This window comes from Prevotella sp. E9-3 (genome assembly GCF_022024015.1).
Lineage (GTDB): Bacteria > Bacteroidota > Bacteroidia > Bacteroidales > Bacteroidaceae > Prevotella.
Genome location: NZ_CP091786.1, coordinates 1 through 13,702, shown reverse-complemented (window position 1 = coordinate 13,702; position 13,702 = coordinate 1). Strand labels below are relative to the sequence as shown.

Sequence of the window (13,702 nt, the reverse complement as noted above, 5' to 3'; positions counted from 1 at the left end):
TTTGAAAAAACAAAAATCAACATCACAATATGGAATACAATTTCAGAGACATTGAGAAGAAATGGCAGAAGCGTTGGGTGGAAAATGGCACCTATCGTGTAGTTGAAGACAGCAAGAAGAAAAAATTCTACGTACTTAATATGTTCCCTTATCCCAGTGGTGCAGGCCTTCATGTGGGTCACCCGCTGGGATATATTGCATCTGATATCTACGCCCGCTACAAGCGCCAGAAAGGTTTCAATGTGCTGAATCCTATGGGCTACGACGCATATGGTCTGCCCGCCGAGCAGTATGCCATCCAAACCGGTCAGCATCCTGCCATCACCACCGAACAGAACATCAATCGTTATCGCGAGCAGTTGGACAAGATTGGTTTCTCGTTCGACTGGAGCCGTGAGGTGCGCACCTGCGATCCCGGATATTACAAATGGACACAGTGGGCCTTCCAGCGCATGTTCCGCAGCTATTTCAGCACATCGTCACAGAAGGCACAGCCCATCATCAAACTCATTGAGCATTTCGAACTCATGGGTACTGAAAACTGTGGCGCTCAGGGTACCGAGGAGTTGCATTTCACCGCTGCCGAATGGGCTGGTTTCTCTGAGAAGAAGAAGCAGGAAGTGCTCATGAACTACCGCATAGCCTACCTGGCCGAAACAATGGTCAACTGGTGTCCTGCACTGGGCACTGTATTGGCCAACGACGAGGTTGTCAACGGTGTCTCTGAACGCGGTGGCTATCCTGTAGAGCAGAAGAAGATGCGCCAGTGGTGCCTCCGTGTGTCAGCCTACTCACAGCGCTTGCTCGATGGTCTTGACACTATCGACTGGAGCGACTCTATCAAGGAGGCTCAACGCAACTGGATTGGCCGTTCGGAAGGAACAGAGATGGAGTTTAAGGTAGCTGATTCCGACAAGCATTTCACTATCTTCACCACCCGCGCCGATACCATCTTCGGTGTCACCTTTATGGTACTGGCTCCTGAGAGCGAACTCGTTCAGCAACTGACCACTGCCGAGCAGAAGGCTGCTGTTGACGAATACCTGGCTTATGTGAAGAAACGCACCGAGCGTGAGCGCCAGATGGACCACAGCGTAACGGGTGTGTTCTCAGGTTCTTACGCCATCAACCCCTTCACAGGCGATAAACTCCCCATCTGGATTTCAGAATATGTGCTCGCCGGTTATGGTACTGGTGCCATCATGGCCGTACCTGCTCACGATAGTCGTGACTATGCCTTCGCCAAGCACTTCAACCTGCCCATCATCCCCCTTATCGAGGGTGCCGATGTCAGCGAGGAGAGCTACGACGCCAAGGAAGGTATCGTAAGCAACAGTCCTGCTGAGGGCAAGAGCGCCATTGACGGCTTCTCCCTCAACGGTCTCACCGTCAAGGAGGCTATTGCTGCCACGAAGAAGTTTGTTACTGAGCACAACCTCGGTCGTGTGAAGGTGAACTACCGTCTGCGCGATGCCATCTTCTCACGTCAGCGCTACTGGGGCGAACCGTTCCCTGTTTACTACAAGGACGATATGCCTTATATGATTCCAAAGGAATGTCTGCCCTTGGAACTTCCTGAAGTGAAGGAATACAAGCCTACTGCCACCGGACAGCCACCTCTCGGCCACGCCGAGAAATGGGCTTGGGACACCAAGACCAACACAATAGTCGATTGTTCAGCAATCGACAACGAAACCGTCTTCCCACTCGAACTGAACACCATGCCTGGCTTTGCCGGTTCTTCAGCCTACTATCTGCGCTATATGGATCCACACAACGATCAGGCGCTCACCGATAAGGAAAAGAACGAGTACTGGCGCTCTGTCGATCTCTATGTAGGCGGTTCTGAGCATGCCACCGGTCACCTGATCTACTCTCGTTTCTGGGATAAGTTCCTCTACGACAGCGGTTACACCTGCGAGGACGAGCCTTTCAAGAAACTCATCAACCAGGGTATGATTCAGGGACGTTCCAACTTCGTTTACCGTATCGAGGACGAAGGTGCCGACAAAGGTAAGTTCGTCAGTCTCAACCTGAAAGATAAATACAACGTTACCCCCATCCACGTTGATGTGAACATTGTTGCCAACGATGTGCTCGACATAGAGGCTTTCAAGGCATGGCGCCCTGAGTATAACAATGCTCAGTTCATCCTCGAGGACGATAAGTACATCTGCGGCTGGGCTATCGAGAAGATGTCGAAGTCTATGTACAACGTGGTGAACCCCGATATGATTGTTGAGCGCTACGGTGCCGACACCCTGCGCCTGTTCGAGATGTTCCTCGGTCCGGTAGAGCAGTCAAAGCCATGGGATACCAACAATATCGAAGGCTCTCACCGCTTCCTGAAGAAGTTCTGGAATATGGTCAGCTCTGTATGTAACTGTGACACAACCACAAACGAGACCGCACCAACAGCTGAGGAACTCAAATCTCTCCACAAGCTCATCAAGAAGGTTTCTGGCGATATCGAGGCTTTCTCTTACAACACCGCCATCTCGGCCTTTATGATCTGTACCAACGAGCTCAGTCAACTGAAGTGCAAGAACATCGAAGTGATGAAGACCCTCATCATCCTCATTGCTCCTTTCGCCCCCCACATGGCCGAAGAGCTGTGGGAGATGGCTGGCGGAGAAGGCTCTGTTTGCGATGCCCAGTGGCCTGAATGGAACGAGGCTTACCTTGTAGAGAGTGAGGTGAAGATGGGTGTAGCCTTCAATGGTAAGACCCGCTTTGAGATTCAGTTCCCTGCCGATGCCGACAACGCCACTATCGAGGCCGCTGTACGCAGCGACGAGCGCACTGCCAAGTATGTGGAAGGCAAGCAGATCGTGAAGGTAATCATCGTTCCCAAACGTATGGTGAACGTAGTGGTTAAGTAGTTAATGAATTCATTAGATCATAAACTCATTCTCAAGGAGGTACAGGATTATGTATTCATAACCCTGGGCCTCCTTTTGTATTCTTTTGGTTTTACCGTGTTCCTCATGCCCTACGAGATTGTAACGGGCGGAGTATCCGGTATTTCAGCTATCGTCTATTACGCCACTGGTTTTCAGTTGGAATACACCTACCTGATTATCAACGTGGCACTCCTGGCAGTAGCCCTGCGCATACTAGGATGGAAATTCCTGTCCAAGACCATCTATGCCATCCTGATGCTATCATTCCTGTTAGGATTGTTCCAGACTCTTCTTCCACGCGATGAAGAAGGCCATTTCATCAAGATTCTGGGTGAGGGACAGAACTTCATGTCGCTCATCCTGGGATGTACCATGACAGGTTCTGCCTTGGGCATCGTGTTCTTGAACAACGGCTCTACCGGCGGTACCGATATCATTGCCGCCTCGGTCAACAAGTTCCGCAATGTCAGCTTAGGCACCGTACTTGCCTTCATCGACCTGATTATCATTGGCTCGTGTCTGCTCATCCCGCAGTTTGGCGACATGCTGCAGCGTGCCTATATGGTGGTGTTCGGCCTCTGTACGATGGTCATCGAGAACTTCATGCTCGATTTCCTCATGAACCGTCAGCGCCAGTCTGTCCAGTTCATGATATTCTCAAAGAAATGGCAGGAGATAGCCAATGCCATTGGTATGGAGCTGGACCACGGTGTCACCATTCTCGACGGTCATGGCTGGTACACCGGTCATGAACGCAAGGTGCTCTGTATCCTTGCCAAGAAGAACGAGAGTGCCATCATCTTCCGCATCATCAAGTCCATCGACCCCCAGGCCTTTGTATCGCAGAGCGCCGTTATCGGTGTGTTCGGTGAAGGGTTTGATAGGATAAAGTAAAGGGCCCACACCTAGCCCCGACCATGAGGAGAAGGGCCCACCCCCAACCCCTCCCAAAAGGAGGGGAGAAAGGCCTACCCCCAACCCCTCCCGAAAGGAGGGAGTAAAAAGATAGAATAGGAGGAATAAATTTAAAGATAGAATAGAAAAATGGACAAAAATATAAATCAAGAAATAGGCGAACTGACTCAAAAATCCCCCCTTCTTTCGGGAGGGGCTGTGGGTAGGCTCGTATTCTGTACCAACAACGCCCACAAACTGTCGGAGATACAGGCCATTCTGGGCGATAAGATAGAAGTACTGTCATTGAAGGACATCGGCTGCGATGTCGATATTCCTGAAACCGGCAACACCCTTGAAGAGAATGCCCTCCAGAAGGCCCGCTATGTATGGGAGCACTACCACCTTCCCTGTTTTGCCGACGACACCGGTCTGGAGGTAGAGGCCCTCAATGGTGCACCAGGAGTGTTTAGTGCCCGCTATGCCGCCGTTCGCTATGCCGCCGCTCAGAAGGCCGCCGTCCAGTATGTTGCGACTGAGTCGCAACAAACCCGACAAACCCAACAAACCCAACAAGCCACCCCTCCTGCAAGCCACGACAGCGAGGCCAATATGACCCAGTTGCTCAACGATTTAGGAGAAAATAACAACCGTAAGGCACGATTTCGCACTGTTATTGCGTTAATACAAAAGAAAGATGTGTGTCCATGTGGCTGCACGTCCATCAAACAGGAGCATCTGTTTGAAGGAATCGTCGATGGCGAGATAACCCGTGAACGGAGTGGGGCAGAGGGCTTTGGCTACGACCCAATATTCCGTCCCAATGGCTACGACAAGACTTTTGCCGAACTGGGTGTTGACATCAAAAACAAGATCAGTCATCGTGCCAGAGCTACACAGAAACTCTGTGAATTCCTGAGAGGAGAGGGGTGATGGGGGATTTGATGAGGGATTTGATGGGGTTAATGGGCGATATGGGCTTAATGGGCAAACTATAGGAACTATAGAAACTATAGGAACTATCAAAAACTATTAAAAAGTATGATTACACTAAACAATCTTAGAAAGTTGATTCAGAAAACACTATTGCTGACCGTCTGCTGTCTGCAATTTTCAGTTTTCAGTTTTCAGTTTTCAACTTCCTATGCCCAGACAGGCAGTTGGCGAGCCTATATGGCCTACAACGAGGTGCAACAGATAGTAAAGGGTGGCGAACGCCTCTACGTGCGAGCCTCCAACGGTCTGTATTCCTATAATCTGAACGATGCAACCCTTCAGACCTACGACAAGATTCGCCAACTCAGCGATACCTATATCGAAATGATTGCCTGGAACCCGACAGTCCAGAAACTGCTCATCCTCTACGACAATTACAATATCGACCTCCTCATGTCCAACGACGAGGTGTTCAACATCGGTTCATACTATCTGAAGACGATGACTCAGAGCAAGAAGGTGAACAGCATCTATATCTATCATGAATATGCCTACCTCAGCACAGCCTTCGGAATTGTGAAACTGAACATGAAACGAAACGAGATTTCCGAAAGCTATATCCTGGATCAGGAAATCACCGCTGTGGGCATCAAGGATGAAGCTATCTATGCCAAGACCAATGCCGGCACACTCACTGCCCAGTTGTCTGAAAACCTGATCGATCCGCACAACTGGACCACAGCTGCCACCGTTCCCGAAGGTATTTTCGATGTAACCAATACCGACTACAACCAGTATATCGAACTGGTGAAGACACTGAACCCCGACGGTCCCCGCTACAACAACTTCGGTATGATGCGCTATATCAACGGTAAACTCTATACCGTTGGCGGCGGTTACAACTGTGCCTCGGAATTATACAGGCCTGCCACTATTCAGATACTGGAAGGCAATGAATGGAAATTATTGGGTGAGGATGTAGCAGAGAAAACTAACCATGAGTATTTGGATGCACTCGACATCGATATAGACCCTACCGATCCCAGCCGTTTTTTTGTATCTGGAAAAACAGGTCTATATGAGTTCAAAGACAATCAATTCGTTCAAGAATACACCATCGACAACAGTCCCCTTTCCTCAACCCTTGGCAATAGTCATTTCAATGCCAAAAACTACAACCTTGTAGAAGGCATCAATTTCGATAAAGACGGTAACCTCTGGATGGTCAATGCGGGCGGACGTAAGGCCACCATTTTAAAACTCGGCAAAGACGGCCAGTGGACCACTTACAACCCCGAAGAACTTATTGATGGCGAAAAAGGATTGAAAGGCCTTCAGAAAGTGGTTTGCGACAGTCGTGGCTATGTGTGGTTCCTCAACTACCACTGGATTATACCTTCCGTCTATTGTTTTGACCCAAAGTCAGAGACTTTCCACAAAAATATCATCAGTCCTTTCATCAATCAGGATGGTACATCCTACGATGCCACTCCTCTTTATTTGAAAGAAGATATGGACAACAATATCTGGTTGGGCACAAACAAAGGTCTGTTTATGTTCAATCAAGAACAGATAGCCGATACCTACGATAATACAGTGACTCAGGTCAAGGTGCCCCGCAATGATGGCAGCGACTTTGCCGACTACCTGCTCACAGGTGCAGTGATTACCTCCATTGCTATTGATGGTGCTGGCCGTAAGTGGATAGGCACCCAAGGATCGGGCGTTTACCTTATCTCAGCCGATAACATGACCGAGGTGAACCATTTCACTACCGACAACTCACCCATTCTCTCCAACACTATCGAGAGTCTGGCCGTGAACGATGAGACCGGCGAGGTGTATATAGGAACTTCTTCTGGCCTCTGCAGTTATATGGGCGATGCCACATCGGCTGTAGAGACTATGACAAAAGACAATGTCTATGCCTTCCCAAATCCTGTTCCTTCGGGCTATAACGGACTGATTACCATTCGTGGCCTGTCGTTCGATGCCGATGTGAAGATTCTCACCGTCAGCGGTCGTCTGGTGGCTCAGGGCCGTTCAAATGGTGGCACGTTTACCTGGAACGGTCGCGACACTCAGGGTCGCCGTGTGGCCTCAGGTGTTTATATGATTGCTACTGCCACCAGCGATGGCAAGGCCGGCGTAGTGGCTAAAGTGGCGGTGGTGAGGTAGTTCATAATTTATAATTCATAGTTCATAATTCATAGTTCATAATTGAGGGGTGAGAGAACATTATTGAATTTTTCTGTAGCCTACTTCGTTTGGCTGCTTGTGGTATGGCTGGTGTTCGGCTATACCCCGACCAATGATGGGGAAGGGTATCTGGAACTGGCAAGGGTATGTTTGGCTGAAGGACAGCCTTACCCAACTATCTCATTGATGCACTATGATGATCTGCCGTTCATCTGGAACATCGGCATCATCAACCTTACCGCCCTTTCACTCCTGCTCAGCAATTCAATCATTCCATTGCTGCTACTGATGTGCTTGATGAAAGCGGGAACAGCCTGGCTTGTTGGACAAGTGAGCAGAAAACTGTTCAATCACAAGACAGCCGTTATCGCCATCCTGCTATACATTCTCTATCCCAACAACTGGGGACAAAGCACGATGATCAGTAGTGAGATACCATCCGACTTCTTCTCACTGCTGGCTGTTTTCCTGTTCATCAAAGCAGTTTCCTCCAACATTTCTTCTTGGAAAGAAAACAAGAAACTCCTCATCCTCTCAGGTCTTGTCCTGGCTTTTGGCAATTGGTTTCGCCCCACAGCAACCATCATGGTACTGGCGTTGGCCGTCTATGCCATTGTCACACTGAAGAAAGAATCATGGCGCCCCTTCCTATTGATGCTTGGCGGTTATATCAGTTTCATCATCGTGGTGGGCAGCAGCACCTATATGCGCACCGGCCATTTCGTCTATCAGGCCCGCTCATTATGGTTTTCCATGGTCGATGAGTGCTATGACGGTGCCGAGGTGGCTCCCCATTGGGGACAGCCTATCTGGCCGGAAGGCTATCCGCGCTATATCGAAAACCACCAGCTACTGGACTGCTTTGAGTGCGAACGCATCTGGCAAGAGCGCAGCATGGACTGGCTAAAGAACCACAAGGTGGAATACTTGAAGAAGATTCCCGGTCGCATCTACTATATGTACCAGAGCGACTACGACAACCTGCCTGTTTTCCTCAGTCACAAAGAACATGCCGAAGACAACTATATCACACTGCCGTTCCGCCATTTGCTCAGCGAAGCCTCTACACTCAGCTTTGCCCAATGGATGGCGTTGTTCACTATGATTTTTTATGGATTACTGTTGCTGATGGCTGCAATGGGCATCATCAGCCTGACTCTTCAAGGCGAATTTCAGAAACTGGCACTACCTCTGTTCATCATCGTTGGCGGCACCCTGATTCTCACCCTTGTGATGCATGGCGAGACCCGCTTCAAATCGCCTTTCATGCCTTGGATATTCATCATGGCCGCAACATTCTTAGCCATGAAAAACTGGAAGAACAAGGCATTCACTCAACTATTTGGAAAGAAAACAAACCTCTCCGTCCTGCTTCTGCTTCTTTCTTCCAGTGTTCAGGCCGAAGATATACACAGTAAAATCAGTGCTTTAGGTCTTCCCGTTCTCTCCATCACCACCGTCAACGGCGAGGAACCCACCTGCGACTATGCCTTCGCTCCAGAAGGTGAATGGGGCATCACCACCACCAACACCACCAAAGTGCCGGGCCGTTGTGTGCTCACCCTGATGGGCGACACCATCTTCGACAGTGGCGAATACCTGAAAGACCAGAGCGGCATGACCTTGAAAATACGTGGCAACACCAGTGCCTACTATTCTGAGAAAAAACCCTTCAAACTGAAACTGGAAAAGAAAAACGACCTACTGAACAGAGGCGATTCCAGCTATTACGACAAGAACTGGGTACTGCTTACCGAAGGCGACGTATTCTATACCCTGTTTGGCTATAAAGTAAACGAACTGGTCGGGATGCCCTGGACACCCGCCATGCAATATCTGAACCTTATTGTAAACAATGACTACCGCGGCATCTATCTGCTCATAGAACAAGTGAAGCGCAATGCCGACTGCCGTATCAATGTAGATAAGAAAACAGGTTATCTTATTGAACGCGATGCCTACTGGTGGAATGAAGACCTATTCTTTAAAACCGATAAGGAAAACAAGGAGTTCACTTTCAAATATCCGGAACCGGAAGATATCACTCCCGAGCAGTTGGAGTATATCACCAACTATCTGAACAATTTTGAAACAGCCATAGATAATGGTAATTTCGAAGAATATATCGACCTTAACTCATGGGCTTCGTGGCTTCTGGCTCATGATATCTTAGGAACTCGTGACAGCGGTGGTTCCAATCTCTACCTCACCAAGTACGATAACTCCGATGAAACACTGCTTCAGATGTCCACTCTATGGGATTTTGGCTCGATTATGAGCCATAAAGACAAATGGTCACGCATACATACCGATAATTATTTCTATTATAACAGATTGTTCAACAACAATAACAATAGTTTTTCCGACGTCTATGTAGAACGCTACAAAGAACTCTCCGCGTATATTTTCGAGCGTCTGAGCGCTTTTCTCGATGATTTTGAACAATCATCCACCGCCCAGGCTATTCAGCGCTCACGGCCTTTAGAATACGCTCGTTGGGGTGATTACGACAATACCTCAGTTCAACAGAACATCGAGGAGATGCAACAATGGCTTTCGCAAAGGGAAAAATGGATGAACGAGGCCATTCTAAGCATTCCTACCTCCTCTACGATAGACATATCCACCAAACAGACAACTACCCGTCAGCAACCCGTCAATCTGCTCGGACAGCCCGTTGACGAACATTCCTATCGTGGCATCATCATCAAGAATGGCAAGAAAATCATTTATAACCCATGACTGCTGAACAGAGTAATACTATCTCTATAGGAAAGGCTGTCTGCATTATACTGATGCTCATTGGACATGCCGGTCCGAATGAATATGTCTTTAATTTCATATATCTGTTCCACATGCCGTTTTTCTTCTTTGTCAGCGGCTATTGCTTCAAAGAGAAATACCTGGACGAAAAGAAAACATTCGTATGGCACAGAATGAAAGGATTGTGGTGGCCTTTTGTGAAGTACAACCTCATCTTTATGTGCTTTCACAATTTCCTGGCCTACCATCAGTTCTATGACAACACCTACAATTGGCCGGACATCATCAGCCGCACCGGTCAATATCTTTTATTAGGTAAAACTGAACAGAACCTGGGTCAGCTATGGTTCATCAGATACTTACTGCTTGCATCGCTGCTGTTTCTGTTCATTCATTTTACAACTACCAAGTTGTTCAAAAGTCATAGAGAAACCATCGAACGCTCGCTCACGCTGATACTGCCATTACTGGGAGCTATGATGCTGGCGGCTCAACAATCATACTTTTTAGTCTTTCTGGCGCTCTATTTCTATATGCTCGGCTACTGCTGCAGGTCAGTGGTCGGAAAACAGCTGAGCGACTTTAAAATAGGCATAGGAGCAATCATCCTTATCGTTGCAGCATGCTATATAGACCATGGTATGGTAGATATAACGCTTGAACAAATTGTACCTTACAGTATTATTGCTCCGATAGGCATTTTCATGGTCATGGAATTATCCAGACGACTATCCTCTACAAAACTGTTGAAACCGCTGTTGTATATAGGCCGGCATACCATGCCTATATTCATATTCCACTATATCATCTATGACATCATGTCGTTCTTGTGGCTGCGATTCAACAATATTCAGTTTACTACACTCGATGACGTAACGCTTCACCAGAACCATCACAGTCTTCTGGCATTAACAGCCTATGTGGTAATAGGCCTGGCGTTATCACTGCTCATTGACCGCCTGTTGGGCTGCTGTCAACGAGTGATTACTGAAAATATTCAGCGAATCAAGAAGAACGCTTGAACGGATGCCGGCACCGCCCAGCAGCGAGTGGAACAGCAACTCGTCGCCATAATTGTTCGTGCTGTTGGCTTTCAGGGCGGCTATCTTCTCTGGATAAGCTTCGGCATAGCGGTTGCTATACCACACAAAACAAGCGGGACACATTTCTTGTGGCAGATCGGCTCCATGCCAGTAATGACCGTCCTCACCAAGACTTTCTCCATGGTCGGAAAGATAAATCAATAATGCCTTCCGATGGCGAATACGGTCGATAACCTCGTGCCAGAACCAGTCGCTATATACTATCGTATTGTCATAGGAATTGACAAGCGACTCATTGCTATTATTAAAAACCACTCGATGTTCGGCCAAAGGCTGAAAATGTTGTGATGCGGCATTGAAATGACTGTTGTAGAACCAGTGCGAACCAATGGTGTGCAACAGTATAAACTGTCGCTGACCTGCGGCATTCCCTTGCTGAAGCTCTTCATCGAGTAGTGGCAGCAAATCGCCGTCCAGCCAGGCATCGAAGAGTGCTATTGCTCCTCCTCTGTTGGCATATACCACGGTGTCGCACTCACCTATCATATAGGAAAAGGTGGTGCCCTTATCCTGATTCGACAACCAGCTGGTACGATAACCCACACGCTTGAGCACCGATATCAGCGACTGTTCTGTACGGGCCCGTTCAGGATGAATGCTATCGGCACGGGTCAACTGGTAGGGAACACTCAGATGGGTATAGGAATAGTGTGAATGCACATTGGGCAGCGAAACCACGTTAGGCTCGTTGCAGAGTAGGGGAGTGGTGTTGCGCTGATATCCGTTCAGTTGAAGGTGGTCGCTGCGCAGTGATTCTCCCTGTATATATACCACCAGGAGCGAGTCGGCCATACACTCGGCATCCTCGGCCAACTGGGGGCGCTCAGTCATGATCTGCCGCTCACTCTCTAAGTATTCACTTAAATTGTAATAGAAAGAGAAGGGCATGCGCAATTTCACTTCAACATTATAGGGCAGCACATAGTTCGACAGCCATACCATCAGTATGCCTGACACAGTGAACACAACCCATTTTCTGATGCCGCGCAAGGCTCCTAACCGCCGGTATCTGTACCACACAACGCTTACGGTTGACAGGATGATTGCCAGTAATACCACGATGAGTACAGGACTGATGGCATCGATATCAGTGCGCATATCGTTGACCAGCAGCAGTTCAATCATCATGGGAGTGAGCGAAACATGCGCCACATACCGATAGTAGGTCATCACGCCGCAGAGGATGGTAAGCAGGGGGAAAGCTACGGCAAACAACTTTCTGCTCAGGCTCAACAGCAGGAGTAGGCCGAAAATGCCTAATTCGGTTATCACCCAGAAATAGGCTATCATCAGAAAATCTTGCAACCCTGCAGAGGGCATCGAGGTAAACTCACTCGGCAGAAACAGTACACCATACAATAAAGTAAGGACTGTCACCAAAAGCAACAGTCTCCAAACTTTAGTATAGCGTATGATTGTTTTCAATAGCATTTCATTCAGCTCAGCTCCAGCATTCTCTGAATGGGCTTCACGGCATCCTGGGCAATGGCTGGATCAACATCGACCGTGGGCCACTCGTATTTCAGGGTGTTGTAGATTTTCAGCAGCGTGTTCATCTTCATGTACTGACACTCGTTGCACGAACACTCCAGGCCGCTCTCGGTGATTTCTGGCGGTACAGGAATAAATTCGCAGTCGGGACAGGTGCGCTGCAGCTCGTGCAGAATACCGGCCTCTGTGGCCACGATAAACTGTTGTCCGCCATGACTCTGGGCATACTTCAGCATGTCGGCTGTAGAGCCCTTTACATCGGCCATAGCCAGCACCGGACCCTTACACTCCAAATGAGCCATCACAACGGCCTTGGGATACTCAGCTTTCAACTTCATAATGGCAGCAGGCGAGAAGCGCTCGTGCACATGGCAACCGCCATTCCACAGCAGCATCTTACGGCCTGTCACCTCATTGATATAATTGCCCAGGTTGTAGTCGGGACCAAAGATAATGTTGGCATCCTCAGGCAACTGGTCAACCACCTTCTTCGCATTACCGCTGGTCACCACCACATCGGTCAGCGCCTTTACGGCGGCAGTGGTGTTTACATACGATACCACCTGATAGCCGGGATGCTCGTCCTTAAACTTCTTCAAGTCCTCAGCCTTGCACGAGTCGGCCAGTGAGCAACCGGCATTCAGATCCGGACAGAGCACCATTTTCTCAGGACTCAACAGTTTACAGGTCTCGGCCATGAAATGCACGCCACACATCACGATGATTTTCGCATCGGTATTGGCGGCCTTACGGGCCAATGCCAGCGAGTCGCCTATAAAGTCGGCTACTTCCTGTATTTCGCCTACGGTATAATAATGTGCCAAGATGATGGCTTTCTTCTCGTCACACAATTTTCTGATGGCCGCTTTCAGCGCCTCATTATTTCCTTCGAAGGGCTCGTCAATGAAACCCTGGTTCTTCCACTCTGTTTTCACTGTTGTCAACATCTCATTATGTTTTTATTCTTTCTTTTTCTTTTTAAAAAATAAAATGATAGTGTATATGGTGCGTGGATAAGTGTAAAACTTTTTGGCTTTTTTCTTGCCTGAAACGATATCCACCCGTAGTTCCGGGTTATTCACACTACCTGTCAGTTCTTATTCTTTGAAAATGAGCACGATGCAATACTTATGCACCATTTCTCTATTCAGGTGCAAAGTTAATAAGTTTATATCTTTTTCTTGCAAAATTTAGTGGAAAAGTGGTGAAAAAGCGTTGTATAACTCGGTGCATATCCACTTGTACAGGGGGGTGGTTTTATAATTCACAATTTATCCACACGGTTATTCACATAGTTATCCACACTGTTTACAGTTTAAAGTTCACTATTCAATACAAAATATTCACCGAATAGTTGTGTTTTAATGGAACGGTGGTTGTGTTTCAATAGAACGGTGGTTATTGCGCAATTGA

At 48.1% G+C, this 13,702-nt stretch carries 8 protein-coding genes; 6 read left to right on the top strand and 2 right to left on the bottom strand.

Going from position 1 to position 13,702, the window contains the following annotated elements; genetic code table 11:
• Window positions 1–29: 29 nt before the first annotated feature.
• The 6 genes from leuS to L6475_RS00015 all read left to right on the top strand — a co-directional run bounded on the left by leuS (window position 30) and on the right by L6475_RS00015 (window position 10,717).
• Window positions 30–2,882 carry a leucine--tRNA ligase gene (gene leuS / locus L6475_RS00040; protein WP_237821286.1) on the top strand — a complete coding sequence of 951 codons (2,853 nt, stop codon included), beginning with the start codon at window positions 30–32 and terminating at the stop codon, window positions 2,880–2,882.
• Window positions 2,883–2,885: 3 nt separating this feature from the next.
• Window positions 2,886–3,797 (top strand): YitT family protein, encoded by a 912-nt coding sequence (locus L6475_RS00035; protein ID WP_237821284.1) that lies wholly within the window; start codon window positions 2,886–2,888, stop codon window positions 3,795–3,797.
• 150 nt (window positions 3,798–3,947) lie between these two features.
• Window positions 3,948–4,730 (top strand): RdgB/HAM1 family non-canonical purine NTP pyrophosphatase, encoded by a 783-nt coding sequence (gene rdgB / locus L6475_RS00030; protein ID WP_237821282.1) that lies wholly within the window; start codon window positions 3,948–3,950, stop codon window positions 4,728–4,730.
• 108 nt (window positions 4,731–4,838) lie between these two features.
• Window positions 4,839–6,911 (top strand): Por secretion system protein, encoded by a 2,073-nt coding sequence (locus tag L6475_RS00025; RefSeq protein WP_237821280.1) that lies wholly within the window; start codon window positions 4,839–4,841, stop codon window positions 6,909–6,911.
• Between the two features lie 63 nt (window positions 6,912–6,974).
• Window positions 6,975–9,674 (top strand): CotH kinase family protein, encoded by a 2,700-nt coding sequence (locus tag L6475_RS00020; protein WP_237821278.1) that lies wholly within the window; start codon window positions 6,975–6,977, stop codon window positions 9,672–9,674.
• The gene (locus tag L6475_RS00015) at window positions 9,671–10,717 is read left to right on the top strand and encodes an acyltransferase family protein (protein WP_237821276.1); all 1,047 of its coding nucleotides are present in this window, start codon (window positions 9,671–9,673) and stop codon (window positions 10,715–10,717) included. Before L6475_RS00020 ends, L6475_RS00015 begins: the two co-directional genes overlap by 4 nt.
• On the opposite strand, the gene L6475_RS00010 is transcribed toward L6475_RS00015, so the two are convergent.
• Together L6475_RS00010 and nadA are read right to left on the bottom strand one after the other, a co-directional pair.
• Window positions 10,637–12,223, bottom strand: coding sequence for a phosphoethanolamine transferase (locus L6475_RS00010; protein ID WP_237821274.1), 1,587 nt, complete (start codon window positions 12,221–12,223; stop codon window positions 10,637–10,639). The genes L6475_RS00015 and L6475_RS00010 overlap by 81 nt on opposite strands.
• An 11-nt stretch (window positions 12,224–12,234) precedes the next feature.
• Complete coding sequence (gene nadA / locus L6475_RS00005; RefSeq protein ID WP_237821272.1) at window positions 12,235–13,236, bottom strand: quinolinate synthase NadA; 1,002 nt, start codon at window positions 13,234–13,236, stop codon at window positions 12,235–12,237.
• Between the last annotated feature and the right edge of the window lie 466 nt (window positions 13,237–13,702).